This window comes from uncultured Aggregatibacter sp. (genome assembly GCF_938046485.1).
Classification (GTDB): Bacteria; Pseudomonadota; Gammaproteobacteria; order Enterobacterales; family Pasteurellaceae; genus Aggregatibacter.
On the sequence record NZ_CALIWN010000072.1, the window covers coordinates 1 to 25,986 of the forward strand.

Below are 25,986 nucleotides of genomic sequence, written 5' to 3' on the forward strand. Positions count from 1 at the left end.
GCAGCGGACTTTTAATCCGTTGGTCGAAGGTTCGAATCCTTCACGACCCACCAAATTCACTTGTTCTGAATCTATTACTCAAGGCAATTTTTCCTAAATTAAAATACTTTAATGCGCGCCATTGTCATTCCTTTAAATTTGCTCTAACCGCATTATCCTCTCTCTCCCACTTGAAAAACACATAAAATTCCATCTTTCTTCAAGTCTCTAATTTATGATCTCAATCACAGTTTTGTTAAAACAATTCAGATAAAATAAAAATCCCATATTAAATATAAGGATATGACGAATGACTTCAGCAGAACTTTTCGGTGAAGGAATTAATCTGATGTTCTCAGGGATGGGCTTTGTATTGGTCTTTTTGCTCATTTTAATTTGGGCAATTGGACTCATGTCTAAACTTATCAACCGCTTTTTTCCCGAACCTCTCCCCTCACCCAAAACGCCTTCAAATACTACCGCACTTTCTGCGGCACCTATTGACGATTTTGAGCGTTTGCGCCCTGTAATTGCAGCGGCTATCGCGCACCATCGCCGTACCCAACAGTTCAAATAAAAATAAGGATTTTGCTATGACTAAAAAAATTAAAATGACCGAACTGGTGCTTCGTGATGCTCACCAATCGCTTTTCGCGACCCGTTTGCGTCTTGATGATATGTTGCCGATCGCACAAGAATTAGACAATATCGGCTATTGGTCGTTGGAAGCTTGGGGCGGTGCAACCTTTGACAGTTGTATTCGTTTTTTAGGGGAGGATCCGTGGGTACGTTTGCGTGAATTGAAAAAAGCCTGTCCGAAAACCCCGTTACAAATGCTGTTACGTGGTCAAAACCTCTTAGGTTATCGCCACTATGCCGATGACGTGGTAGAACGTTTCGTCGAACGTTGCGTAGCAAACGGTATGGACGTGTTCCGCGTATTTGATGCGCTCAACGACCCGCGTAATATGAAAGCAGCGCTGCAAGCCGTGCGTAAATTCGGCGGTCATGCACAAGGGACATTAAGTTACACCACCAGCCCGGTACACACCATGCAAACCTGGCTTGATACCACCGAACAATTATTGGAAATCGGTATCGACAGCTTAGTTATCAAAGATATGTCCGGTATTTTGAACCCGATGGCGGCGGCAGACTTAGTGCGCGAAATCAAAAAACGTTTCGACGTGGAATTACATTTACACTGCCACTCGACTACCGGTATGGCTGAAATGGCGCTATTAAAAGCCATTGAAGCAGGCGTAGATGGTATTGATACTGCAATTTCCTCTATGTCAGGCACCTACGGTCACCCGGCAACAGAATCCATGGTTGCTACCTTACAAGGCACTGAATATGACACCGGTTTGGATATTCCGCGTTTGGAAAAAATCGCTGCCTATTTCCGTAATGTGCGTAAAAAATATGCCAAATTTGAAGGTCAGTTACGTGGCGTAGATAGCCGTATTTTAGTGGCACAAGTGCCGGGTGGCATGCTTACCAACTTAGAAAATCAATTAAAACAACAAAACGCTTCCGACAAATTGGATTTGGTTTTAGAAGAAATCCCACGCGTACGCAAAGATTTAGGTTACATTCCACTTGTTACCCCAACTTCTCAAATTGTCGGCACACAATCCGTTATTAACGTGCTGACAGGCGAACGCTATAAAACCATCGCGAAAGAAACCGCCGGTATTTTAAAAGGTGAATACGGTAAAACACCTGCACCGGTAGATAGCGCATTACAAGCTCGCGTATTAGAAGGTGCCGCTCCGGTGACTGACCGTCCAGCCGATCACATTGCGCCTGAAATGGTGAAAATTGAAGCTGAAGTTGCCGAACAAGCCAGAGTGAAAGGGGTAAAATTAGCAGATAACGCGGTGGACGATGCTTTAATCGTGGCGCTCTTCCCTCAAATCGCTTGGAAATTCTTAGAAAACCGCAACAACCCGGCTGCCTTTGAACCAGCGCCAACCGGCAATGAAAGTGCGGTGGAAAATAAACCTGTTTCTAAAGCTGCACCTGCGGCCTCCGGCTCCACCGTTTATACTGTGGAACTGGAAGGTAAAGCCTTTGTGGTGAAAGTCAGTGAAGGCGGCGACATTTCACACGTAGCAACAACCACAGCACCAGCTGCGCCACAATCCGCACCGGCACCAGCGTCAACCAGTGGTGGCACCCCGGTGACTGCGCCAATGGCGGGTAACATTTGGAAAGTCGTTGCAACAGAAGGTCAAACTGTTGCTGCAGGTGATGTGTTATTCATTCTTGAAGCCATGAAAATGGAAACCGAAGTCAAAGCGGCACAAGCCGGTACCGTGCGTGGCATTTGTGTCAAAGCCGGCGATGCCGTCGCGGTGGGTGATACCGTCATGAACCTCGTCTAAGGAGTTACCTATGGATAGCATTATTGCATTAATTCAGGGTATGGGACTGTTCCATTTGCAATGGGGTCAAGCAGTGATGCTCGCTATCAGCTTGCTCCTATTGTGGCTTGCCATTTCGCGCAAGTTTGAGCCATTGCTGTTATTGCCTATCGGCTTTGGTGGATTGTTATCAAACATTCCCGAAGCCGGGCTTGCCATGACGGCATTGGAGAATTTGCTTCATCTTGGTTCACCGGAGCAAATTGCCGTGATTGCCGCGAAATTAGGTGTTGCCGCTGATCCGGTACTCATTAAAACTGCACTTGCGACAGCTTCTGGCTCTACCGTAAATCAACTGGAAGCCTTGTCAATGGACATGGGGTACAGCGCCGGGATCTTGGCTTTGTTCTATAAAGTGGCTATCGGTTATGGCATTGCACCGTTAGTAATTTTCATGGGCGTAGGCGCGATGACAGACTTTGGCCCATTATTGGCAAATCCGAAAACGTTGCTGCTTGGTGCTGCGGCACAGTTCGGTATTTTCGCGACCGTACTCGGTGCATTGGCATTGAACTATTTCGGGATTATCGAATTCACGCTCCCACAAGCGGCATCCATCGGTATTATCGGTGGTGCGGACGGCCCGACCGCGATTTACCTCACCAGCAAACTCGCACCGGAATTGCTTGGTGCCATTGCTGTGGCAGCTTATTCCTACATGGCGTTAGTGCCATTGATTCAGCCACCGATCATGAAAGCCTTAACCACGGAAGAAGAACGCAAGATCCGCATGACACAAATGCGTCATGTGAGCAATCGTGAAAAGGTCTTGTTCCCGGTGATTTTGCTGTTGCTCGTTGGTTTACTTTTACCGGATGCTGCCCCATTGCTTGGAATGTTCTGTTTCGGTAACCTCATGCGCGTTAGTGGTGTGGTAGAACGTTTAAGCGACACCACGCAAAATGCCTTGATTAACATCGTCACCATCGTGCTTGGCTTGTCTGTGGGTTCCAAACTCATCGCCGATAAATTCCTACAACCGCAAACCTTGGGTATTTTAATTCTTGGCGTAATTGCCTTCGGTATCGGTACCGGCAGCGGGGTATTAATGGCGAAATTGATGAACAAATTCAGCAAAAACAAAATTAATCCGCTCATTGGTTCTGCCGGTGTGTCTGCCGTCCCCATGGCAGCACGGGTTTCCAACAAAATCGGATTGGAAGCAGACAACCAAAACTTCCTACTCATGCATGCCATGGGGCCGAACGTTGCTGGTGTGATCGGTTCCGCCATCGCCGCCGGGGTGATGCTGAAATATGTGAGTGCAATGATGTAGATTAAAAACACGGTAAAAAAGCACCGCATTTTAGGTTCATTCCAACTAAAAAAGTACGCTATTTTCTAGCGTGCTTTTTTTCTTTCCCATCAATTCATTACAAAAAACAACCGCACTTTTATTGATGCACCTTCCTTTCAATACGTGGCATGATAGGTTTATTGCAACAAACCAAAGAAAAATCATTCACTTGCCGCCGGAAAACTACATAAATCAGTGAAAGTGCGGTACAATCTAGCCCTATTTTTTCCCAGTAAATACCGCCATGACAGAAAGATTTACGCAATATATTCCTCATGAAAATGCGATGTGTGCTTTTGGCAAGCAGCTTATCAACGCCATCTGCCGACTTCCGAGTCAGCAAAACGTTACGCTTTATTTAAACGGCGATCTTGGCGCAGGTAAAACTACCTTAAGCCGTGGCATGATTCAAGGATTAGGTTATTCGGGCAATGTGAAAAGCCCAACCTATACGTTAGTGGAGGAATATGCCATCGGCGAGAAAATCATTTACCACTTCGATTTGTATCGCTTGGCTGATCCGGAAGAATTGGAATTTATGGGCATTCGTGATTACTTCGCAGACAACACGATTTGCTTAATTGAATGGGCAGAAAAAGGGGCAGATCTTCTGTCTCCACCGGATTTGCTGGTTAATATTGGTTATGCAGAAAATGCACGAAATATCGAATTAGTCGCTCAATCTACAATGGGGCAACAAATCATCCAACAACTTACTTAGCAATGTTATCGCACATGAAAATCACAAATATGATGAGATTTATTCTGATATACGGTCTTCTTTTTTGGGCGACACTCGCCTCAGCTAATACTTGGACGATTGCCATCGATCCCGGTCATGGTGGCAAAGATCCCGGTGCTATCGGGCGTAACCTCAAAATTTATGAAAAAAATGTCACGCTATCTATCGCCAAGGAACTCAAAGCCTTGTTGGATAAGGATCCCTCATTCCGTGCCGTCTTAACCCGCAACGGTGATTACTATATTTCCGTGCCGGAACGTTCGGAAATCGCACGAAAATACAAAGCCAATTATTTGGTGTCAATTCACGCCGACTCTTCCGAAGCCTCCAATTTACGAGGCGCTTCCGTGTGGGTGTTGTCGAATCGTCGCGCCAACGATGAAATGGGACAATGGTTGGAAGATCATGAAAAACGCTCAGAATTATTAGGCGGTGCTGGTCGCGTATTAGCCTCCCACAATGAAAAGTATTTAGATCAAACGGTGTTGGATCTGCAATTTGGTCACAGTCAACGTGTCGGCTATGAATTAGGTAGCATTGTTTTGCGCCATTTTTCCCAGATCGCCTCGCTAAATCGTACAACACCACGCCATGCCAGCCTTGGCGTTTTACGTTCACCGGACATTCCGTCTATCTTGGTGGAAACCGGTTTTTTATCGAATTCAGAAGAAGAACTCAAGCTCAGCACCTCCGCCTATCGCAAGCAAATTGCCAAAGCGATTTATAACGGTTTAGTGGAATACCGTCGTAAGCACTTCAGAAATGAACCGAGAATCGTTGAGGAGAGCAAGGAAAAAACATCAGAAAAATCTACCGCACTTGAAAACAAAACCGCTGACATTAACGCACCGGACATTCGAGATAGCGGTATTCGTCATAAAGTTAAGGATGGGGAGGCATTGAGTAAGCTTGCCGAAAAATATCATGTCTCCGCTAAAGCGATTTTGGCGTTAAATCAATTAACGCGGAAAGAACTCTTGGTGGGCGAAACCCTTAAAATTCCGGTAACCGCAAAACCGGAAGCCGAGAATAAAAAAGCACAGACAAATAAAACAGAGTCAACGAATAAACTTGCACAAGGAAAAGACGTAAAAAATTCACGTGCGGCTGCTGATAAAGCCACTAAAACGTCCGAAAACAACCCGTCGGATGTGAAAAAAGCCATGCCGAAATATCACATTGTCAAGCAAGATGAAACCCTTTACGCCATTGCCCGTGAATATAAAATTTCACCCAATAAGTTGTTGAAATTAAACCCGAAATTAAAAGACGGCAAAGTATTCAGTGGACAAAAAATCCAACTGCTTGACGATAATCCAGGGAAGAAATAATGACTATACGTATTTTATCGCCACAACTAGCCAACCAAATTGCTGCCGGAGAAGTGGTCGAACGCCCTGCTTCGGTGGTAAAAGAATTGGTGGAAAACAGCCTAGATGCCGGTGCCGATAAAATTCAAATTGATATAGAAAACGGTGGCGCGAGCCTTATTCGGATTCGCGACAACGGCATTGGTATTGCCAAGGAAGAATTGGCTTTAGCGCTTGCCCGTCACGCCACCAGTAAAATCGCTGATCTTGCCGATTTGGAAGCCATTTTAAGTTTGGGTTTTCGTGGCGAAGCCCTTGCCAGCATCAGTTCCGTTTCCCGTTTAACCCTCACCTCTCGTACCGCAGAACAAAATGAAGCTTGGCAGGTCTATGCCCAAGGCCGCGACATGGAAACGACTATTCAACCAGCATCCCATCCGGTGGGAACGACAGTTGAAGTAGCAAATTTATTTTTTAACACGCCCGCCCGTCGCAAATTTTTACGTTCCGAGAAAACCGAATTTTCTCATATTGATGAAGTCATTCGCCGTATTGCGTTAGCCAAATTTAATATCAGTTTTACCCTCACACATAATGGCAAAGTATTACGCCAATACAAAAGTGCGGTCACGAATGAACAAAAATTAAAGCGAGTCGCAGCAATTTGTGGCGATGATTTTATTCAGAATGCGTTGCAAATTGATTGGAAACACGATGATCTCCATTTATCCGGTTGGGTAGCTATGCCCCACTTTCATCGTCCGCAAAATGACTTAAATTATTGTTATGTGAATGGGCGAATGGTGCGAGATAAAATCATTACCCACGCCATTCGACAAGCCTACGCCGACTATTTAACCAACGAGCAGTACCCTGCTTTTGTGCTGTTTATTGATCTCAATCCCAACGATGTTGATGTGAACGTCCATCCCACCAAACATGAAGTGCGTTTCCAGCAATCTCGTTTGGTACATGATTTCATCACCCAAGGCATCACCAATGCGTTGGCCTCCGAGCCAATGCCGTTGAATACGCCTTCAACAGAATATGGCGTGGAAGAACCCGCCGGTGCATGGGAAGTTTCCACACAGACAAAACCCAATCGTTCGGCAGCGGGGCTAAATATATTTGCACAACCTACGAATCATTCTGCCAATGCTTACTCGGAAAACCGATATCACGAACAGCCAAAACAGCAAAAAAATCCACCGCACTTTTATGGCGAAACGTCTCCGCGCGAATCAATAACACCAAGCGTACTAAAAGCGCATCAAGCATTGTGGTCAGATTCTTCGACAACCATGCAAACCAACGTAACCGAAGTTAAAAAGCCAAATACCAATTTCTTGCACGCCCTTGCATTAATTCAACATGAGGCCTTGTTGTTACAGCAAGAACAACGTTTTTATCTGCTCTCGCTCGCGCGTTTGCAACGGCTAAAACAAACGTTAAATTTAACCTTAGCTCCTACCTCCCAGCCATTGTTGATTCCGATTATTTTCCGTTTATCAGATGCACAATGGCAGGCATGGGGTCAACAAAAAGCCTTTTTCGAGCAAATCGGCTTTGTGTTTATGGAAGAGGCAGCGCAACATAAAATTACGTTACAAAAAGTATCGGCACATTTGCGTCAACAAAACTTACAACACATGATTGTGTCGTTATTAAATCAATCTTTCGAAAATTTACCTGAATTTTTGACCGCACTTTTAGCCCCGTTGGAATCAGCACCAATCACTGTGCTCGCCGATGCAGTAAATTTACTGACTGAAACCGAACAATTACTCGCTAAACAGCAGCAAATTCGCCTGTTAGATTTACTCGTCGAAATTGACTGGCAGCCTTATTTAACTCAATTAACCCGCTAACTATGCAGCATTCAGAACACAAACCTTTAGCGATTTTTTTAATGGGGCCAACCGCCTCCGGTAAAACGGATTTGGCGATCCAGTTGCGCCAACAGCTGCCCGTGGAAGTTATCAGCGTCGATTCTGCCCTGATTTATCGTGGCATGGACATTGGCACGGCGAAACCCTCAAAAGCCGAACTGGCACTGGCACCTCATCGTTTAATTGATATTTGCGATCCGGCAGAAAGTTATTCTGCGGCGAATTTCCGCACAGATGCTTTACGCGAAATGCAAGAGATTAGCGCACAAGGCAAAATCCCCTTATTGGTGGGTGGCACAATGTTGTATTACAAAGCCTTATTGGAAGGTCTGTCGCCCCTTCCCTCCGCCGATGAAAAAGTGCGGTCGGAAATTGAGGCAAAAGCAGCACTTATCGGTTGGGATGGATTACATCAAGAACTCAGTAAAATCGATCCGATTTCAGCACAACGTATAAACCCGAATGACTCGCAACGGATTAACCGCGCATTAGAAGTCTTTTATTTAACTGGTAAGACCTTAACGGAATTAACGGCACAAAAAGGCGAGGCCTTGCCGTATGACATTTTGCAATTTGCGATTGCACCGGAGCAAAGAGAGGTCTTACATCTTCGAATTGAGCAACGTTTTCACAAAATGATTGAACTTGGTTTTCAGCAAGAGGTCGAAAAATTGTATCGTCGTCCCGACTTAAACGAGAACCTGCCTTCCATTCGCTGTGTGGGTTATCGCCAAATGTGGGAATATTTACGCGGTGATTATGACCACGATGAGATGGTTTTTCGTGGTATCTGCGCCACCCGCCAATTAGCAAAACGCCAAATCACTTGGCTACGTGGTTGGACATCACCGATTCAATGGTTGGATAGTTTGCAACCGGCTCAAGCCCTTGAAAAAGTATTAACCTCGGTTTCAACGAAAGCGTAAAACACAGATTGCGCCTAGTGACTTTCAATATAATTGTTGCTATATTGATTCGCGGAGGCATACAGCTTGCTGTATTGTTTTAATTCATCATCTTTTACAAAAAGAAGGAAAGAAAAATGGCAAAAGGACAATCTCTACAAGATCCTTACTTGAATGCATTACGTCGTGAACGTATTCCTGTTTCAATTTATTTAGTCAACGGCATTAAATTACAAGGGCAAATCGAATCGTTTGACCAATTCGTGATTTTGTTGAAAAACACGGTAAATCAAATGGTTTATAAACACGCAATTTCAACTGTTGTGCCGGCACGGACGGTAGGACATCATAACACCGCACCACAGCAACCAAGCCAACAAGCGCCTTCTTCTGTAGAAACCAACACGGATGCGCCAGCAGAATAATTAAATAGTATAGAACTGCATTAAACGGCATCAGACTGTGTTAACTTAAACTAAAAATGCGGTGAATTCTTAACGTGTTCACCGCATTTTTTCTTTCACCCTTCCGCCAATCTCCGCCTCTCATGTCAGATCGCGCCATTCACTACCTCAGCCAAACAATTACGATTTTCCAATACCGTATTGACGTAATTTATTGGCAATTGCCGTATGAGATACCCCCAAGCGAGTGGCCAGTTTTCTGGAACTGGGATATTTTGCATAAAATTTATGAAGTACCGCTGCCTCAAAACGCCCAACCATCTCATCCAACGTACTGCCTTCTGTGATAAATTCATCAATAAACGACGCTGTCTCCTGCCCATGGGAATTTTGTGGCGCTAGTCCTAAATCCTCAATCTTCAACCGGTTGTTTTGGCATAAAGAACAGGCACGATATAAGGCATTATAAAGCTCACGAAGATTGCCCGGCCAAGGATAGTCTTGTAAATATCGCAAGAGATGCTCATCTAAGTGCGGTGGAAAAATGCCGAGTTTTTCACTAATTTCTTGAATGAACTGATGGCTTAACAGCGCAATATCTTCCTGACGCTCACGCAGCAAAGGCAACGTTAAACTCAACACATTCAACCGATGAAACAAATCATTGCGCATTTTGCCTTGTTCGACATAATGTTGTAACGGCTGTTGCGCCGTACAAATCACACGAACATTCGCATAATGTTCCTCTTCCTCACCCACGCGACGAAACGTGCCATCACTCAAAAAACGTAGCAGTTTTGCCTGCAAGGTCAACGGCAATTCCTCTACCCCATCCAACAATACCGTACCGCCATCCGCATATTCAAAAAAACCGATAAACTCACCGTCTTTATTGCGCCGCCCAAACATTTCCGTTTCTGCATCTTCCCCCGGAATGCCGGCGCAATTCACTGCCAAAAAGGTATGATCACGTCGTTCACTAAAATCATGACACGCCTTTGCGATCACCTCTTTGCCCGTACCGGTTTCGCCTTGAATGAGCAAAGGAGCATCCAGCAAAGCAAACTTTTTCGCTTTCTCAATCACCTCTTGCATTCGTGGATTTTGGCTGACAATTTGTGCAAAAGGATCGGTATTTTTTGAAGTTGTCATATACGTCTCGGAAGTTGAAAAACGGCCTAATAATAACCTGATGAAGAAAAATCGCCAACGCCTTTGGCAAGATTTATTGACAGCTTAGGCAATGGTTTACACGTTCTCTTTTTGCTTAAATTTAACTTGATCTAAGACTGTGCTACTTAAATGACTGAGCAATTCTTTATGCAATTGTGATAACCGCGGCTTCTCACCGGATTGAAATGCCAGCGGGCGGCAAAATTCCATGGCTTTAATACCTAAACGCGCGGTCAATATGCCCACGCCAATCCCTTGTGCGGCACGCGCTGACAATTTCGCCGTCAGATCTTGTGATAACCAATTCACACCCAAATCCTGAATTAATTCCGTTGCCCCAGCAAACGCCATATTCACCAAGACCATGCGCAATAAGCGAATGCGGCTAAAATAGCCCAATTCAATGCCATAAGTCCGTGCTATTTGATTAATTAAACGAATATTGCGCCACGCAATGAAAAAAATATCAACCAACGCCAACGGACTAATTGCCACCAATGCCGCCGATTCTGTCGAGGCTTTGGTGATCAATTTTTTGGCTTGTTTATCCACAGGCTGTAGCACATTTTGACTAAATAAATGCAAAATCTCATGGGCGGAATAGGCTTCATGAATTTGTTTTTGCCATTGCATAAAATCAGGGTTTTGCCCATCAATATGAACTAATTTGCTCACGTCTTGGCATAAGCTGACTGCCTGTTGATGTTCGGCAGATGAAAAAATATCTTTAAAATTGACCGCACTTTTCAGCAACTGTTGGCTTTGTGTTTGAATTTCTGCCCGATGACGTAATTTCGCCAAACGTCGCCATTCGCCGACAATCGCCGAGATGCCGAGTAAAATGACGGCACAAGCGACCAAGGAAAAGGCAAAATAAATCCATTGATTTTGTTGCCAGGCATCCACCAGCCATTGTACCGATTGCGCCACAGAGGCGACAAAAAATAAGAGACTCACGCCACCTAATATTTTTTTCCACCAACGCGGTTTCGGTTGCAGACTCTGCTCAAATTGTTGTTCTAACAATTCGCCTTCAAAAATTCCATTCGCCTCCTCTGTGTCAGGTACTGCCTGCGCTTCGTGAAATTCCTGTTTGGCGATAAATGCCGATTGCGCATTGAGCTCCTCATTCATATCGCTTTCATTTTGTGTAAACACTTTTTTCTCCACGACCTGCCTCCTACAATTTATCGCCCAATAAAAATTGCAACACCGCATCCATTCGCAAGTGCGGTATATTTTCACCTTGTTCTAAACGGCGTGGTTCAAATTGGTCGAATTCAAATTTTTGATTTTGCCAAAAATCGGCACTCGGCAATCGTCCCGGCACGCTGCCCGGATAAAGTGTCACTTTCTGCTTATCGGAACAACGAATGCCTTGCAGCGCTTTAAATGATTGACCGTTTTGATTCACCACCACTTGCTGTGTTGCACGAATAGACGCAATCGCGGTGTAATCCGTCACAATATCGGCAAATTCGACATAACGCCCGCCTTCTTGCACCAACTGACGCATCAAACCGATTAAATTCGGCAGCTGGTCGGTGGTGATATGATCCGCCTTGGTGGCAATAAACATCAATTTATCAATTTTCGGCGAAAAAAGACGATTTAAAAGATGCCGTTTGCCATAATGAAAATTGCGAAAGAGCTGATGTAGCGCCTGTTGCATATCGCTAAAAGCTTGTCGGCTATGATTTAACGGTGTTAAGCAATCCGCCAAAATGACTTGTCGATCAAAGGTCTCAAAATAATTTTCGTAAAACCCTTTCACAACATGCTGACGATAATACTCATAACGTTTAGTCAACACAGCAAAATAACTTTCACTTTTCGCTTCACGTTTCAGTTCTTGCCATTGTGACGCATTCAAATGCAATAATGGAAAGAATTGCAAGGCCGGAGCGCCTTCAAGCTCACCGGGTAACACAAATCTTCCCGGCTGAATAAAATGCAATCCTTGTTTCTTACATTGCCACAAATAATCGGTGTAATCTTTGGCCAACTGCGCCAAAATGTCTTCATCTGCGGCATCAGTCAGCTGAATTTTGGCCACTTTCGTTAACCAAGACTGCGCCAACGCTGCGTGTGTGCCGTTAAGTTGTCGTTGTAATTCCAACGACCATTCTTCAAACCCTAAATCCAATAAGGGCAAATCCAACAACCATTCGCCGGGATAATCAAAAATATCTAAATATAACGTGCCTTTTTCTTTCAAATGACGCAACAAACCATCACTTCGTTGATAACGAATTGCCAAGCGAGTTTCACTCACGCCACGGGTAGATTGCGGCCACATCGGTGGGTCTTGAGACAAGGCATTCAGATTTCCTTCGTAATCAAAGCGCGGGATCGATAAATCTAATTGAGGCACGCGTTGTACCGCTAGAATTCGGTGTTGGCGGGCCGCATCAAAGAGTGGCAAATGCCCATTATCTACTCGATTAATGTGTAACATTTGATTTATTAAACTAGTAATAAAGGCTGTTTTCCCACTTCGACTTAACCCCGTCACAGCAATGCGTAAGGTCCGATCCAAACCGCGATTAACCAGCTCGTTTAATTCTTTTTGCAGATGATTTAGCATACTCGTCTTCTTAATATATGACGTCAATAATGGGAGACATTATACCGAAAAAATGAAGATGGGCTTAATTTGCTTGGAAATAAAAGAAAAGTGCGGTCAAAACAAGAGAATTTTGAGAAGGATTTGCTCGCGGCGTCTGAGGCGAATCAATCACATCGCTGATTAATACGTGATTTCCATAATATTTTTATTCTGCCAAAAATCCATGTTGATACATAATGCGTTTTGCCGTATCTGACATTAAAAACTGAAAAAATAAACGGGTAATCACATTCTCACTCAGTTGCGCAGCAGAATAGGTCGCCTTGATATTAAATTCAGGTGGGAAAGGATGAAAACGCAGATTTTCATTTGCTAATTTGTACATATAATTGGCGTAACCAATCATCATATCCGCATGATTGTTTTGCAAAATATACTTAGAGGCAATTTCACCTTGCGGAATAACCACGGCACTATTTTCACCACCGACCAACGGTATCGCACGCTGTTTTAATAAACTGCCTGAAACGGGATAGGCTTGTTCTAACAGTTCAAACAAGTGCCAAGTGTAATCCCCGCAAGGATCCACAATAGGCGTGGAGGTTGCCAAACGCAAGGATTCATCAAACAAAATATCTAATGTATCGCGGTGTTGATAATGTTCGGTATTTAAGGTGGTAAGAATCAGTTGATTAAAGGCGAGGATTTGCTGGTTATAAATACATTTCGTGGCAGATAGGATGTTGATATTTTGCAAATTAGCACTAATAAAAATATCACAGTATTCATCAGCTTCCAGGCGTTGTCGCAACAATCCCGCCGGCGCCAAATGTAAATGAACTTCCACCGGGTTTTTCTGCTTGAAAATCGTCACGAGCTCATTTAAAACATGACGAAAACTGCCTGCGCTAAAAATCGTTAAATTCAACATTTTTTGATCCTATAAAAGCCACTTAATACGCTGTCGTACACAGGGACAAAATGCGTAAGTTCATGGTTTTGATAGTATGCTTCCTGCATCAACATGGGTAAATGAAATCACTGTGTCAAATTCTCTGCCGTCAACACATCATCAGTTTGACCAAATAACACGTTTTGCTTATTCATTAACAAAACTTTATTCGCCACGGCAACCACATGATTCAGTTGATGCGTTGTTAATATGACGACGGTTAATCTATGTTCTTTCACCCACTGTTGCAATAACGATAACACAGTATTTTGATTCGCTAAATCCAAAGCAAAGGTCGGCTCATTCAATGGCATTAATTTGCATTCGGAAGCCATGGTGTTTTAGTTGAACGATAACATTACTTAAAAAATAAAGTGGTTGATAGACTAAACCACTTTATCGCCGGCGAAGAAATTTCAAACGCGCGAAAACACAACCGCGCTTAATTTCAATCAATACCCTTTTTGATACACCAATTCAGCCAATTTCACGCCTAATAAGGCAATATCAAAGCGTTGTTCATCTGCTACTAGCCAGAATTGAACGCCATTTTCCACTGCTGTAAGCCCGCCGATATGTAACTTGGCGGCTTCCCCGGCTTCTGCTTCGCCGTTGGTTACCGGTGTGAATAATTGGGTTTCATTGAAATCCACCAACGCATTGTCTTGCCATGCGCTGATTTGTGATTGCATATCCAATTCATAGTCGGATAACAATGTCACTGTTTGCGCCATGCCATAAAACACCGGCACTTGTACTTGATGGAAGATCACATTTCGCAATTGCGGGAAGATTTTTTCCACTTGCGTCGCCAAATTTACGGCGTGTTTTGTCGATGGAAACACATCAAAAGCTAAACGTTGCTGTTCTTCGTCAAGCGGAATGCCGTTTAATAACTGCGCCGTTTGACCGGCAAGTTTTGAGACGGTTTCACTGTCAATATAAGAGGCCGGTAATAATGACGTGACTAACACTTGTGATAGGTTTGCATCACGTGCTAATTGTGATACGGAGAAAATGAATTGGGTTACTTGCGGATCAGGCAACGAAACAATGTTACGTTGTAGTGAAGTCAGCTGTTCGTTATTAACACTTGGTACGATCACCGGCACATCATTTAACGTGGCGCATACGCCGTTCAAGTCAATGACCATGCACCCTGCACTCGCGGCTTTGGCAATGTGTGTCGCGTGCGCTAATTCGCCGGCGAAAAAAACGTAATCAAAATCCGACCATTCGGTTTCATCTAACGCAATTTGTGCCACGCTTTTATTATTAAAACGAATGCCTTGTTCTTCGGCAAAAGGGAAAAGTTCCACGACGGATACCTTTTCAATTTCTAAACAACTCTGCTCTAATGCTTCTGCTAACTTCTCGCATAAATCAAATTCGGCGACGAGGGCGACATTTAATCTTGTACTCATTTTTCTCTCCGCAGTAAAATAAAAGGCTACATTCTACTGAATTATCACAAGGAAATACAATGACGCCGGCAATTGACTTACTGAAAAAGCACAACGTTCCTTTTACCCTACATCACTACGATCACGATCCTGACAATACCCATTTTGGCGATGAGGCCGCCGAAAAACTTGGTATTAACCCAGACCAATCTTTCAAAACCTTATTGGTTGCCGAAAACGGTGATCAGAAAAAACTGGCTTGTTTCGTGTTGCCGACCAGCCATATGTTAAGCTTAAAAAAAGCCGCCAAAGCCTTAGGCGTGAAAAAAGTCGATATGGCAGACAAAGATGCCGCCCAGAAAAGCACGGGTTACTTGGTGGGCGGCATCAGCCCATTAGGGCAAAAGAAACGCGTCGCCACCGTAATTGAACAATCCGCCCTCAATTTTGACACAATTTTTGTCTCCGGCGGCAAACGCGGATTAAGCGTAGAACTCGCTCCACAAGATTTGGCAAAAATAGTCAATGCACCGTTTCTTGACATTCTGGATGAAAAATAAAGTGCGGTCATTTTTTATAGAACCGTAGCGTGCAACTTGTTGCACGAAATGAATAACGCGCTTGACTGTTGATAATACGTTGGTTGAAAAAATACTTCCAAAAATTACCGCACTTTAGTTCGTTCCGTGATTGATTCTGTCGTGCATCAAGATGCACGCTACGGGGTACATAAAGTGCGGTCATTTTTTATAAAATTTTAAATGACCGATACGCTTTAAGACTGGCATTTTCCGTGATCCACACATAATTCTTGAGTTTTTTTATAGGTTTTTCTGTCAAAAGGTGCAAAAATGAACCGCACTTTATAAAGTGCTTCTAAAACTGTGATGGATGTCTGTTTTTTACATGCGCTAAAAGCGTAAACTCTACCTTACCCTATCAAATTCTCTATTTCTGACATTTATAAGGAGTTAATGTGAAATTAGATGAAATTGCCAAACTTGCCGGTGTCTCTTGCACAACGGTGAGCTATGTTGTAAACGGAAAAGCCAAGCAATACCGTGTGAGTGATAGCACTATCAAAAAAGTGGAAGCCTTAATTAAACAGTATGATTTTAAACCCAATGCAATGGCCGCCAGCCTGCGTGTAGGCAAAAGTAAAACCATCGGTTTAATTATTCCGGATTTTGAGAATATCAGTTATGCCAAAATTGCTAACAATTTAGAAAATCATTTAAGAGAAATCGGCTATCAATTACTGATATCTTGCTCTAACGATAAAGTTAAAAATGAAGAAGACTGCGTAAAACACTTGTTACAACGCCAAATTGATGCCTTGGTGGTCTCTTCCGCATTGCCTTACAACACAGATTTTTACCAGCACACCAACATTCCGGTGATCGGTTTTGATCGCCAAATTCTATCGCCCAATGTCGTGAATCTTTTAACGGACGATGAAGGCGATGCCTATCGGTTAAGCCATGAGCTATTCAAGCAAGCCAAACAACAACGTATTCTATTTTTTGGCGCATTACCTGAATTGCCCATCAGCCAAGCCCGCGAAAAAGGCTTTCGTCAGGCGTTAGACGGGAAAAACATTAACGCAACCTATTTGTACACGGATAACTTCCATAAAAACCATGCGGCCACCGCATTTTCTCGTTGGTTAGATCAAAATGAATTACCAACCTCGATTTTTACTACCTCTTTTACGCTGTTAGAAGGTGTGTTATTGGTGTTATTACAGCGACAAGGTCATATTCCGCCTCAACTCATGATTGCAACCTTTGGGCATTTTGAAATGTTGGAATTATTGGAAAATGCCGTGATTTGCAGTGTGCAAGATTATGACAAAATATCGCGATCGTTGTTAAATCTTGCGTTGAATGCTCTCTCGAAAAAACATAAAAACACGGTGAACACAACGCCTTTAATGCGGAAACTTGTTAAGTATCACTGTTGATACTGGGAATGCTAAGTGGTGGGGGAAGCGGTTCCGGTTCTCCCAAAAAGTGCGGTTCCTTTTCGATGAGAATATCCCAAACCGCCTGTAGGCGTGCAAAAAACTCTCTGATTCTCACCCAAGAAGACACTTGCGGATAATCGGCGACAAAACAAATGGCGTCGATCTTGTGGAATTTCGCAATAAACAAGGCACGCTCACAATGGAACTTCTGCGAAATAATGGTAAAAGAATGTGCCTGAAAGACTTGATCGGCGCGAACCACCGAATCCAATGTACGAAATCCGGCGAAATCTAAATAAATAAATTCCGGCGGCACGCCCATTCTTTTCAGATCTTTAAGCATCGTTCGTGGCTCATTGTATTGACGCGTGCGATTGTCTCCGCTTAACAATAAATAATCCACTTTTCTCGCTTCAAATAGACGTTGCGCCGCCAACAAGCGATTATGGTAAAACAGATTCAATGCGTTATTGGCAAAGTACTTTGATGTGCCAAGCACTAAGCCGTAAGGGCGATTTGGGATTTTGGCAATATCGTAATAAATGTTCTCCCGAACATAATAACCAATCATGGCATCTACGATAATCAATAAAAAAACAGAAAACGCCACAAATCCACTCAAATAGCGCACGATTCGCTTAATGTGCAATCTGTCAAACAGGTTTTGTAACGTTTCTTTTAAAGCCAATTTCATTGATGTGATTCAGATAAAAATGATTATTAACAAAATAATCAAAACAACACGGAAATTCAAGCGTAATCTTTGTTTCTACAGACTTCAAAACTTCTAGATGTTTAGATGGCTAAATTTCCTTGACAAGCGCTAAGGCAAGCGGTAGTTTATGCGCCTATTCTTGATAACCCAAATGCCGGCAATGACAATTAAAACAACAACGCTTTTTACCCAGCAACCCTTAGCTCTCCTCTTAGGTGGCCAACTTGATCATATTGATGTCGCCTACCAAACCTATGGTGAGCTCAATGCGGAGAAAAGCAATGCGGTATTGATTTGTCATGCATTAACCGGTGATGCCGAACCCTATTTTGCGAAAGAGCAACATCAAGAAGGCTGGTGGCAAAATTTTATGGGCGATGGTTTGGCATTAGACACCTCCCGTTATTTCTTTATTTGTTCGAATGTTCTCGGCGGCTGTAAAGGCACTACCGGCCCGGCTTCGCTTAATCCAAAAACCAACCGCCCTTATGGCAGTCAATTTCCTTCTGTGATGGTGCAAGATTTAATCAAAGTGCAAAAAGCCTTGCTGGATACCCTCGAAATCCCGCATTTACATGCCATTATTGGTGGCTCTTTCGGTGGTATGCAAGCCACTCAATGGGCGATTGATTACCCGGATTTTGTCTCTAATGTGGTCAATCTTTGCTCTTCTCTTTCTTTCAGCGCAGAAGCTATTGGATTTAATCATATCATGCGACAAGCTGTCATTAACGATCCGCATTTCAACAATGGCGATTATTACGATGGCGAAAAACCGGAGAAAGGGCTCGCCATTGCGCGTATGCTGGGTATGCTCACTTATCGCACCGACATACAACTAAATAAAGCCTTTGGGCGCGCCACCAAAGCGGAGGGGAATTTACAGGGCGATTATTTCCAAGTGGAATCCTATTTAAGTTATCAAGGGCAGAAATTTCTTGCCCGATTCGACGCCAATAGCTATTTGCATTTATTGCGCGCGTTAGATTTATACGATCCCAGCATCGGGTATGCCGATTTGAACACGGCACTTTCTCGCATCAAAGCCGCTTATACCCTCGTCGCGGTAGAAAACGATCAACTTTTTAAACTGCCGGAATTGCGTAAAAGCAAGCAATTATTAGAACAAAGTGGGGTGCGCTTGACATATCATGAATTTGCCTCCGATTACGGGCATGATGCGTTTTTGGTGGACTACGCATTTTTTGAAAAGAAAATTCGCGACGGATTGGCTGGCGACGCCTTAAATACATAAAAAACAAACCGCACTTTAAGATGAAATCCGCTGAATCCCTCTTAAAGTGCGGTTTATTTTTCGTGATTTTCTGTCTAAAAAATTGATGTGGCCAAAATCACAACAACACTTAAAGACAACACAACCATCATCATGGCATAACCAAAAGTACCCATTTTTAACCTCGTTAATCATTGATCTAGTATGAAACTTGCCACATTTTAACAAAAAATTTACGCAAAACGCCAGCCTAATCTGAAAAAGTGTGACAAAGTACAAAATTTTGCCTTTCCACCCTTAACCAATCCCCCTTCCCTCTTTATAATAGCTCAAATTTTTTTTACGGAGCAAATTATGGCAACGATCAAAGATGTCGCCAAAATGGCCGGCGTTTCCACCACCACCGTTTCGCACGTGATTAACAAAACCCGTTTCGTGGCGGAAGAAACCGAAAAATTAGTGCTACAAGCAATTCAAGATCTCAAGTATTCTCCAAGTGCGGTCGCGCGTAGCTTAAAAGTGAATACTACAAAATCCATCGGGATGATAGTGACCACCAGCGAAGCGCCTTATTTTGCGGAAATTATTCACGCCGTAGAAGAACATTGCTACCGCCAAGGGTATTCGCTCTTTCTGTGCAACACGCAAAATAACGCAGAAAAAATCCGCAATCATTTGGATATGCTTGCTCAAAAACGAGTGGATGGCATTTTAGTGATGTGTTCGGAGTATTTGCCGGATTCCTTGAATATATTAACTAACTTTGAAACCATTCCAATGGTTGTCATGGATTGGGGCCCGAATGTTGATACAGATATCATTCAAGACAACAGTTTTAATGGCGGTTATTTAGCTACTCAACATCTTATTGAAAATGGCCATAAACACATTGGGATTATTGCCGGTGAACTCTCCAAAACCACAGCAAAAACCCGTTACGAAGGCTTTGTGCATGCCATGCAAGAGGCCGGATTAACCATCAACCCGAACTGGGTCATGGAAGGTTTTTTTGAACCCGAAGACGGCTATGAATGCATGAACAAAATTTTACGGCAAGACACCTTGCCAACGGCCGTATTTTGTTGCAATGACGTCATGGCATTAGGTGCAATTTCCGCCATTGGCGAAAAAGGCTTGCGTGTGCCTGATGATATTTCGATCATTGGCTATGACAATATTCATGCCTCTCGTTTCTATTCGCCACCGCTGACGACCATCCACCAATCCAAATCCCGTTTGGGGGTGCAGGCAGTCAATTTGTTATTTGAGCGCATTAACCATAAATCCGAACAGCGGGAAACACTCGAAATCCACCCGGAACTGGTTATTCGCAAATCAGTAAAAAAAATCTCGTAAAGCTTTTGGGAGACAGGCATGGAACATGACATTAACGATTTAATCGCGATTTTTAATCAATGTTTTGAACAAGAATACAACACGAAATTGGTTAAAGGTGGCGATGAACCCTTATATGTGCCGGCAAATGACACTTGCCCGTATAATGCCATCTATTTTGCTCGTGGTTTTTATAGCAGCGGGCTACATGAAATTGCCCATTGGTTAGTCGCCGGAAAAGAACGCCGCAAATTAGAGGATTTTGGTTATTGGTACGAACCGGATGGCAGAACGGAAGAACAGCAACGCTTATTTGAGCAGGTTGAAGTCAAACCACAAGCCTTAGAATGGATTCTTGCTACCGCGGCAAATTTTCGTTATTTTGCAAGCTCGGATAATCTCAATGGTCAGCCCGGCGACACCCAACCATTTAAACTCGCCGTTTATCGACAAGTACAACATTATGCCTCAGCAGGCTTGCCGAAACGCGCCGAAACACTTCGTCAAGCCTTGGCGAAATTCTATGGCACGGAAGATACCATTGACCTAGCCAAATTCGATGTCACCAAAATCTAACTCAGTGATTCTATCTCATTTTTAACCGCACTTTTACGCATTCTTCCCTTTCTTAAACCTAAAAGTGCAGTGTTTTTTCATTATTCTTTCCAGATAATATGATATTGACGATCCTTTTCTTCATGAGAAATCAGGAATTTGGCAAAAACGTCATCCATCACATCTTGCTCATTCACCAACCCAATCCACACTTCCGCATAAGCCTCAGGATCAATTAAAACCCCGATTTCCTCTTCCCAATTCTCCGCCGTTTCAACAAATTCAACCGCGCCTCGCTCTTCAAATTGAAGGTTAAACAACAGAATATCGGCCGGTGAAAGATTCTCCGGTGCCATTTCAAGGAAAATATCGTAAGCCATGTCAATGGCCATATCAGGATCAAGTTTCATTTGTTCAGTCCTATTTCAGTTTCATTAATAAAATTGAGGGGAATCATAGCATATTCTGCCCCAAGACCGGTCGTTTTCTTAATTTCTCACACCAAGTGCGGTGGATTTTTAATGTGTTTTCAATTCATTTATGCAAAAATTAAGGCTTCGTATATAATGAGCCGCTTTCCAAATAACCGAATAAACACAATGAATACAGCAAACTCAATCGAAAAAAAACAAAATTACAATTTCAATAAATTACAAAAACGCCTGCGCCGCAATGTGGGCAATGCCATTGCCGATTTCAATATGATTGAAGAAGGCGACAAAGTGATGGTATGCCTTTCCGGTGGGAAAGACAGCTATACCTTATTGGATATTTTGCTCAACCTACAACAAAATGCGCCGGTCAATTTCGAGATCGTGGCGGTGAATTTAGACCAAAAACAACCGGGCTTTCCGGAACACGTTCTGCCGACATATTTACAAAAAATCGGTGTGGATTACAAAATTGTTGAAGAAAATACCTACGGCATCGTGAAAGAAAAAATCCCTGAAGGTAAAACCACCTGCTCGCTTTGCTCGCGTTTACGTCGTGGAATTTTATACCGTACGGCAACCGAACTTGGCGCCACAAAAATCGCATTAGGGCATCATCGCGATGATATGTTGGCGACGCTATTTCTGAATATGTTCTACGGCGGAAAATTAAAATCCATGCCACCTAAATTGATTTCTGATGATGGCAAGCACATTGTGATTCGTCCGCTGGCGTATTGCAAAGAGAAAGATATTGAAAAATATGCCACCGCGAAAGCGTTCCCGATTATTCCTTGCAATCTCTGCGGCTCTCAACCTAACTTACAACGTCAAGTCGTCAAAGAAATGCTAAATACGTGGGATCGCCAATATCCGGGCCGTTTAGAAACCATGTTTAGCGCCATGCAAAACATTACCCTTTCACATTTATGTGATCCGAAATGCTTTGATTTTAAAGGGATAAAACAGGGGCAGTTATTTGATGGCATCGAAGGGGACACGGCATTTGATGAAGAAAAGATCACCCCGATGACATTTGACGATGACGATCAAGCTGATTTCAGTGAACAAGGTATGATTGCCTTTAAAGAAGTCAAATAAAAACACTATCAAACAAACGCCAAAAAATAGCACTGATATGCTTCTCAGTGCTATTTTTGTTTATATCGATCTTGATGGCTGACTGAATGTCAAAAACTCACCTACGGTATGAAAAGAGCCAAAGACCAGCACGGTATCATTTTTATTCGCCATTTCCACCGCACTTTTCACGCCTTCTGCCACAGAATCGGCACTGCTGCCCTGCACCGTCAAATGCTGTTGTTCGGCAACTTGTCGCAAGGTGAGCAATAATGCTTTCCCCTCTTGCCCGCGATACCCCCCTAACGTGACGCAATGCCATTCATCCACCAGTGGAAGTAATGGCGTCAACACGCCTGCCGCATCTTTGTCTTTTAAAATCCCGCAAACGGCAATCAGTTTTCCCTGAGATTGGGCTTTAAGTGCGGTCAGTTTTTCAGCTAAATAACGTGCTGCGTGCGGATTATGCCCCACATCAATAATCATACGCGGTAGCGCTTCCACTTCACGCTCAACCATTTGCGCCAAATGCGTTAAGCTTTCCGGTTTCATGGTTTGAAAACGCCCGGTGAGCTCCACCTCAAGCAATGACTTTTTCACGGTTTCAAGAGAAATCTCAAACGGCAATTTTTGTACTGCCGCCAGTGCAGTTGCCGCATTGGCTAAGGGAATGTGGCAAAGCGGTAAATCCGCGAGCAAATTCCACTGCACTTTTTCATCTTCATGCGTGGTTTGCCATGTCCAGCCTTGTTCTTGTTGACTAAAGTCCCAATCAAGATGACGACAAAATAATTGACAACCTAATGTTTCGGCATGCGCCAACATGCTTTGCGGAATGTTAGGTTCGCCGATAATCGCCAGTTTATTAGCGCGGAAAATTCCCGCTTTTTCAAATCCGATTTGTTCGCGCGTAGAACCGAGGAAATCCGTATGATCAATGTCAATGCTAGTAATGACCGCCATATCATTGTCCACGATATTCGTGGCATCCAAGCGACCGCCAAGCCCGACTTCTAAAATCACTACATCCAATTTTGCTTGTTTGAACAAATGTAACGCAGACAAGGTGCTGAATTCAAAATACGTTAATGATTGCGTTTTGTTTTGTTCGATATAGGCAAAAGACACCGTGTGCTCTGCATCACCCAACTCGTGATTCTGAATACGAACACGTTCGTTATAACGTAACAAATGCGGTGAAGAATAGACGCCAACACGATAACCCGCATTCAATAAAATGGTTTCTAACAAACGACAAGTGGTCCCTTTGCCATTTGTACCGCCCACGGTAATCACAAAAGGCGCAGGCGTGAGCAAATCCAATTCTTGGGCGACAGATTTAATGCGTTCCAGCCCTAAATCAATTGCTTTAAAATGACTGTTTTCCAAATAAGAAAGCCACTCGTCGAGTGGCGAAGTGGCTTTTAAAATTGTGTTCATATTTATTCTTCTGTGATTAATTCGCTTTCCACAAAAGGAGATGGCTTATTCATCAGTTTGCTGACCAAACTCGCCAAGGTATTACGCATATCAGCACGTTTTACGATCATGTCGATAGCGCCTTTTTCCAATAAAAATTCACTGCGTTGGAAACCTTCCGGCAATTTTTCACGCACGGTTTGTTCAATAACACGCGGACCGGCAAAACCGATTAAGGCTTTGGGTTCAGCAATGTTGATATCGCCCAACATCGCGAAACTTGCAGACACGCCACCTAAGGTTGGATCCGTTAATACGGAAATGAATGGTACGCCTTTTTCACGCATCTTAGCTAACACAGCGCTGGTTTTTGCCATTTGCATGAGGGAGAACAAGGCTTCCTGCATACGTGCGCCACCACTGGCGGAGAAACAGACAAACGGGCAGTTTTCTTCCATGGCTTTTTCTGCGGCTTTGACAAATTTCGCGCCCACCACAGACCCCATGGAACCGCCCATAAAGCTAAAGTTAGAGGCTGCCGCCACAATCGGCATATTGTATAACGTTCCGTAAAATGCAATTAAGGCATCTTTTTCGCCGGTATCTTTCTGAGCGGCGGTAATACGATCTTTATATTTCTTCAAGTCTTTGAATTTCAAGATATCTTTCGGTTCTAACTCGGCGGCTAATTCTTGTACGCTGTCTTGATCCAATAAGCCCAATAAACGCTCGCGCGCATCAATACGCATATGGTGTCCGCATTTTGGGCAAACTTCCAAATGACGTTTTAATTCTTCACGATATAGCACCTGTTCGCATGAGGTACATTTTGTCCACACACCTTCAGGTACATTGGCTTTGCGGGAAGAAGACGAGGTATTTTTACTAAAAATTCTATCAATCCAGCTCATATTTAACCTTTTTCTCTTGATTAACAAAAAATTACGCGCTATTAGACCATAATTTTAAAAAATTTTATAGCAATTTATACTGATCTGATTAGTCATCAAGTGCGGTCATTTTTTCGGGTATTTTTATTTGATAAAAACATTAGAAAAACTGACCGCACTTTGCTACGCTAACGCAAAAACTCACATAGGAACATGTATGAAACCGTTATTATTGGCACTTTCTTGTGGCGTATTCTTTAATCTTGCCGAGGGGCATCAAGCGACTTCTGCCGGCAATTTAGAACCGGCGATCATCCCTAATGCGCAAGAATATGTGCTTCACAGCCAATTTACGAAAAAAGATTATCGCATTCAGGTGATGCCTGTTGGAGAAGTAAAGCATATCGGCTATTCCGTTCTCTACGTGTTGGACGGCGATGCCCTTTTCCCGGCGGCTGCCAGCATGGCACAAAACATGATGGCACGCTCACAAGAAACCAATGCCGTACCATTTTTAATCGTCGGCATCGGCTACCCGAATACTCAACTTCTTAATCCGGCAGAACGCGCACAAGATTATACGCCGCCGTCAGAAAGTTACGATGATACAGGCGATAAAACCAATAAAAAATTTGGTGGTGCGGAAAATTTTTATCGCTTTATTCAGGAAGAACTCGCGCCGGATTTGCATCGCCGTTTTTCAATTAATACGGCTCAACAAAACATTTTCGGGCATTCTTATGGTGGTCTATTTAGTTTATATAGTTTGTTTAATCACCCGAATGGATTCCGCAACTATCTTATCGCCAGCCCTTCAGTATGGTGGAATCAGCAACGGATTTTGCAAGATTTACCTGCATTTTCCGAACACCTACAAAAAATTAAAGAAAAAATTGGCGTGCGTTTCACCGTTGGAGAATATGAACAAAAATTGGCGCCCTATATGAAACAAGATCCCCAACGACAAAAGCAGTTAGATCAGCGCGCCATGGTGACGCAAGTCAAAAATGTAGCGGAAAAACTGAATGGGCTGCCTAATGATAAGCTAGCGGTTGTGAGTAAAATTTATCCTGAAGAAACCCATATGACCAGTGTCATGCCTGCTTTATTAGATGGTTTGAAGTGGCTTTTTTCTCGCTGTAAAGCACAACAAGATTGTGAATTTTAAACACCAAAGTGCGGTCAAAAAATGTTGTATTTTTTCACCGCACTTTGTCTTTATTTATAGCCAACCAAAGTCTGGTTATAAAAACTATACGCTATGCGTATGGAGTCCTTCCTCGTAGCGTGCAACTTGTTGCACGAATAA

Annotated in this window: 25 protein-coding genes; 15 read left to right on the plus strand and 10 right to left on the minus strand. The window is 43.3% G+C overall.

The features are described 5' to 3' along the window. Positions 1-289: 289 nt before the first annotated feature. The 8 genes from Q0203_RS08915 (at position 290) to hfq (ending at position 8,976) form a co-directional block, all read left to right on the plus strand. A complete protein-coding gene (locus tag Q0203_RS08915; protein WP_295975501.1) occupies positions 290-556 on the plus strand; it encodes an oxaloacetate decarboxylase subunit gamma in 267 nt (88 codons plus the stop codon). A 16-nt stretch (positions 557-572) separates the two neighbouring features. Further along, positions 573-2,369, plus strand: coding sequence for a sodium-extruding oxaloacetate decarboxylase subunit alpha (gene oadA, locus Q0203_RS08920; RefSeq protein ID WP_297931640.1), 1,797 nt, complete (start codon positions 573-575; stop codon positions 2,367-2,369). 10 nt (positions 2,370-2,379) lie between these two features. Further along, positions 2,380-3,684, plus strand: a complete 1,305-nt coding sequence (locus Q0203_RS08925) for a sodium ion-translocating decarboxylase subunit beta (protein WP_297931642.1) — start codon at positions 2,380-2,382, stop codon at positions 3,682-3,684. A gap of 265 nt (positions 3,685-3,949) precedes the next feature. Beyond that, positions 3,950-4,426: a tRNA (adenosine(37)-N6)-threonylcarbamoyltransferase complex ATPase subunit type 1 TsaE gene (gene tsaE, locus Q0203_RS08930; protein ID WP_209362509.1), complete on the plus strand. Its 477-nt coding sequence runs from the start codon at positions 3,950-3,952 to the stop codon at positions 4,424-4,426. Positions 4,427-4,440: 14 nt separating this feature from the next. After that, positions 4,441-5,778 carry an N-acetylmuramoyl-L-alanine amidase gene (locus Q0203_RS08935; protein ID WP_297931645.1) on the plus strand — a complete coding sequence of 446 codons (1,338 nt, stop codon included), beginning with the start codon at positions 4,441-4,443 and terminating at the stop codon, positions 5,776-5,778. Beyond that, positions 5,778-7,625 (plus strand): DNA mismatch repair endonuclease MutL, encoded by a 1,848-nt coding sequence (mutL, locus tag Q0203_RS08940; RefSeq protein ID WP_297931647.1) that lies wholly within the window; start codon positions 5,778-5,780, stop codon positions 7,623-7,625. The genes Q0203_RS08935 and mutL overlap by 1 nt, the downstream gene beginning before the upstream one ends. 2 nt (positions 7,626-7,627) lie before the next feature. Then, entirely contained in the window at positions 7,628-8,572 is a 945-nt protein-coding gene (gene miaA / locus Q0203_RS08945) for a tRNA (adenosine(37)-N6)-dimethylallyltransferase MiaA (protein WP_297931649.1), read from the plus strand. A 116-nt stretch (positions 8,573-8,688) separates the two neighbouring features. After that, complete coding sequence (gene hfq / locus Q0203_RS08950) at positions 8,689-8,976, plus strand: RNA chaperone Hfq (protein WP_021615254.1); 288 nt, start codon at positions 8,689-8,691, stop codon at positions 8,974-8,976. Between the two features lie 159 nt (positions 8,977-9,135). Here hfq and Q0203_RS08955 read toward each other — a convergent pair whose 3' ends face one another. The 6 genes from Q0203_RS08955 to Q0203_RS08980 form a co-directional block, all read right to left on the minus strand. Further along, positions 9,136-10,107, minus strand: coding sequence for a sigma 54-interacting transcriptional regulator (locus Q0203_RS08955; RefSeq protein WP_295975521.1), 972 nt, complete (start codon positions 10,105-10,107; stop codon positions 9,136-9,138). A gap of 96 nt (positions 10,108-10,203) precedes the next feature. Then, positions 10,204-11,298 (minus strand): TIGR01620 family protein, encoded by a 1,095-nt coding sequence (locus Q0203_RS08960; RefSeq protein WP_297931652.1) that lies wholly within the window; start codon positions 11,296-11,298, stop codon positions 10,204-10,206. A 10-nt stretch (positions 11,299-11,308) separates the two neighbouring features. Next, positions 11,309-12,715, minus strand: coding sequence for a YcjX family protein (locus Q0203_RS08965; protein ID WP_297931655.1), 1,407 nt, complete (start codon positions 12,713-12,715; stop codon positions 11,309-11,311). Positions 12,716-12,902: 187 nt separating this feature from the next. Beyond that, on the minus strand, positions 12,903-13,628 hold the full coding sequence (locus Q0203_RS08970; RefSeq protein WP_297931658.1) for a substrate-binding domain-containing protein: 726 nt from the start codon (positions 13,626-13,628) through the stop codon (positions 12,903-12,905). A 107-nt stretch (positions 13,629-13,735) separates the two neighbouring features. After that, positions 13,736-13,984 (minus strand): ABC transporter ATP-binding protein, encoded by a 249-nt coding sequence (locus tag Q0203_RS08975; RefSeq protein WP_297931661.1) that lies wholly within the window; start codon positions 13,982-13,984, stop codon positions 13,736-13,738. 117 nt (positions 13,985-14,101) lie between these two features. Beyond that, positions 14,102-15,073, minus strand: coding sequence for an oxidoreductase (locus Q0203_RS08980; protein ID WP_297931663.1), 972 nt, complete (start codon positions 15,071-15,073; stop codon positions 14,102-14,104). A gap of 59 nt (positions 15,074-15,132) precedes the next feature. Between Q0203_RS08980 and ybaK the strand changes: the two genes are divergently transcribed. Further along, positions 15,133-15,612 (plus strand): Cys-tRNA(Pro) deacylase, encoded by a 480-nt coding sequence (ybaK, locus tag Q0203_RS08985; protein WP_021615247.1) that lies wholly within the window; start codon positions 15,133-15,135, stop codon positions 15,610-15,612. Positions 15,613-16,028: 416 nt separating this feature from the next. After that, positions 16,029-17,015: a catabolite repressor/activator gene (cra, locus tag Q0203_RS08990; protein ID WP_297931667.1), complete on the plus strand. Its 987-nt coding sequence runs from the start codon at positions 16,029-16,031 to the stop codon at positions 17,013-17,015. On the opposite strand, the gene Q0203_RS08995 is transcribed toward cra, so the two are convergent. Further along, positions 16,999-17,712, minus strand: coding sequence for an ElyC/SanA/YdcF family protein (locus tag Q0203_RS08995; RefSeq protein ID WP_295975839.1), 714 nt, complete (start codon positions 17,710-17,712; stop codon positions 16,999-17,001). The genes cra and Q0203_RS08995 overlap by 17 nt on opposite strands. A gap of 181 nt (positions 17,713-17,893) precedes the next feature. Here Q0203_RS08995 and Q0203_RS09000 point away from each other — a divergent pair, with 181 nt between their 5' ends. The 3 genes from Q0203_RS09000 to Q0203_RS09010 all read left to right on the plus strand — a co-directional run bounded on the left by Q0203_RS09000 (position 17,894) and on the right by Q0203_RS09010 (position 20,878). Continuing rightward, entirely contained in the window at positions 17,894-18,988 is a 1,095-nt protein-coding gene (locus tag Q0203_RS09000) for a homoserine O-acetyltransferase (protein ID WP_297931683.1), read from the plus strand. Positions 18,989-19,321: 333 nt separating this feature from the next. Then, entirely contained in the window at positions 19,322-20,323 is a 1,002-nt protein-coding gene (gene purR, locus Q0203_RS09005) for an HTH-type transcriptional repressor PurR (RefSeq protein WP_296026211.1), read from the plus strand. 18 nt (positions 20,324-20,341) lie between these two features. Beyond that, a complete protein-coding gene (locus Q0203_RS09010) occupies positions 20,342-20,878 on the plus strand; it encodes an elongation factor P hydroxylase (RefSeq protein ID WP_021615240.1) in 537 nt (178 codons plus the stop codon). Positions 20,879-20,958: 80 nt separating this feature from the next. Here Q0203_RS09010 and Q0203_RS09015 read toward each other — a convergent pair whose 3' ends face one another. Then, entirely contained in the window at positions 20,959-21,267 is a 309-nt protein-coding gene (locus Q0203_RS09015) for an HI1450 family dsDNA-mimic protein (RefSeq protein ID WP_295975844.1), read from the minus strand. A 189-nt stretch (positions 21,268-21,456) separates the two neighbouring features. Here Q0203_RS09015 and ttcA point away from each other — a divergent pair, with 189 nt between their 5' ends. Beyond that, positions 21,457-22,389, plus strand: coding sequence for a tRNA 2-thiocytidine(32) synthetase TtcA (gene ttcA, locus Q0203_RS09020; RefSeq protein WP_297931672.1), 933 nt, complete (start codon positions 21,457-21,459; stop codon positions 22,387-22,389). Between the two features lie 60 nt (positions 22,390-22,449). Here ttcA and folC read toward each other — a convergent pair whose 3' ends face one another. Together folC and accD are read right to left on the minus strand one after the other, a co-directional pair. Next, positions 22,450-23,808 (minus strand): bifunctional tetrahydrofolate synthase/dihydrofolate synthase, encoded by a 1,359-nt coding sequence (gene folC / locus Q0203_RS09025; RefSeq protein ID WP_297931675.1) that lies wholly within the window; start codon positions 23,806-23,808, stop codon positions 22,450-22,452. 2 nt (positions 23,809-23,810) lie between these two features. Continuing rightward, positions 23,811-24,698: an acetyl-CoA carboxylase, carboxyltransferase subunit beta gene (accD, locus tag Q0203_RS09030; RefSeq protein ID WP_032997856.1), complete on the minus strand. Its 888-nt coding sequence runs from the start codon at positions 24,696-24,698 to the stop codon at positions 23,811-23,813. Positions 24,699-24,894: 196 nt separating this feature from the next. Between accD and Q0203_RS09035 the strand changes: the two genes are divergently transcribed. Then, complete coding sequence (locus tag Q0203_RS09035) at positions 24,895-25,845, plus strand: alpha/beta hydrolase-fold protein (protein WP_297931680.1); 951 nt, start codon at positions 24,895-24,897, stop codon at positions 25,843-25,845. The last annotated feature ends 141 nt before the right edge of the window (positions 25,846-25,986 follow it).

Bases quoted from the DNA above. Each gene is read 5' to 3' on its own strand.
- Q0203_RS09035 (WP_297931680.1), top strand. From the start codon at position 24,895: ATGAAACCGTTATTATTGGCACTTTCTTGTGGCGTATTCTTTAATCTT.
- Q0203_RS09000 (WP_297931683.1), top strand. From the start codon at position 17,894: ATGACAATTAAAACAACAACGCTTTTTACCCAGCAACCCTTAGCTCTC.
- Q0203_RS09015 (WP_295975844.1), bottom strand. From the start codon at position 21,267: ATGAAACTTGATCCTGATATGGCCATTGACATGGCTTACGATATTTTC.
- Q0203_RS08980 (WP_297931663.1), bottom strand. From the start codon at position 15,073: ATGAGTACAAGATTAAATGTCGCCCTCGTCGCCGAATTTGATTTATGC.
- Q0203_RS08995 (WP_295975839.1), bottom strand. From the start codon at position 17,712: ATGAAATTGGCTTTAAAAGAAACGTTACAAAACCTGTTTGACAGATTG.
- folC (WP_297931675.1), bottom strand. From the start codon at position 23,808: ATGAACACAATTTTAAAAGCCACTTCGCCACTCGACGAGTGGCTTTCT.
- accD (WP_032997856.1), bottom strand. From the start codon at position 24,698: ATGAGCTGGATTGATAGAATTTTTAGTAAAAATACCTCGTCTTCTTCC.
- mutL (WP_297931647.1), top strand. From the start codon at position 5,778: ATGACTATACGTATTTTATCGCCACAACTAGCCAACCAAATTGCTGCC.
- miaA (WP_297931649.1), top strand. From the start codon at position 7,628: ATGCAGCATTCAGAACACAAACCTTTAGCGATTTTTTTAATGGGGCCA.
- Q0203_RS08975 (WP_297931661.1), bottom strand. From the start codon at position 13,984: ATGGCTTCCGAATGCAAATTAATGCCATTGAATGAGCCGACCTTTGCT.
- hfq (WP_021615254.1), top strand. From the start codon at position 8,689: ATGGCAAAAGGACAATCTCTACAAGATCCTTACTTGAATGCATTACGT.
- purR (WP_296026211.1), top strand. From the start codon at position 19,322: ATGGCAACGATCAAAGATGTCGCCAAAATGGCCGGCGTTTCCACCACC.
- Q0203_RS08925 (WP_297931642.1), top strand. From the start codon at position 2,380: ATGGATAGCATTATTGCATTAATTCAGGGTATGGGACTGTTCCATTTG.
- Q0203_RS08915 (WP_295975501.1), top strand. From the start codon at position 290: ATGACTTCAGCAGAACTTTTCGGTGAAGGAATTAATCTGATGTTCTCA.
- ybaK (WP_021615247.1), top strand. From the start codon at position 15,133: ATGACGCCGGCAATTGACTTACTGAAAAAGCACAACGTTCCTTTTACC.
- Q0203_RS09010 (WP_021615240.1), top strand. From the start codon at position 20,342: ATGGAACATGACATTAACGATTTAATCGCGATTTTTAATCAATGTTTT.
- Q0203_RS08935 (WP_297931645.1), top strand. From the start codon at position 4,441: ATGAAAATCACAAATATGATGAGATTTATTCTGATATACGGTCTTCTT.
- Q0203_RS08965 (WP_297931655.1), bottom strand. From the start codon at position 12,715: ATGCTAAATCATCTGCAAAAAGAATTAAACGAGCTGGTTAATCGCGGT.
- ttcA (WP_297931672.1), top strand. From the start codon at position 21,457: ATGAATACAGCAAACTCAATCGAAAAAAAACAAAATTACAATTTCAAT.
- Q0203_RS08970 (WP_297931658.1), bottom strand. From the start codon at position 13,628: ATGTTGAATTTAACGATTTTTAGCGCAGGCAGTTTTCGTCATGTTTTA.
- Q0203_RS08955 (WP_295975521.1), bottom strand. From the start codon at position 10,107: ATGACAACTTCAAAAAATACCGATCCTTTTGCACAAATTGTCAGCCAA.
- oadA (WP_297931640.1), top strand. From the start codon at position 573: ATGACTAAAAAAATTAAAATGACCGAACTGGTGCTTCGTGATGCTCAC.
- tsaE (WP_209362509.1), top strand. From the start codon at position 3,950: ATGACAGAAAGATTTACGCAATATATTCCTCATGAAAATGCGATGTGT.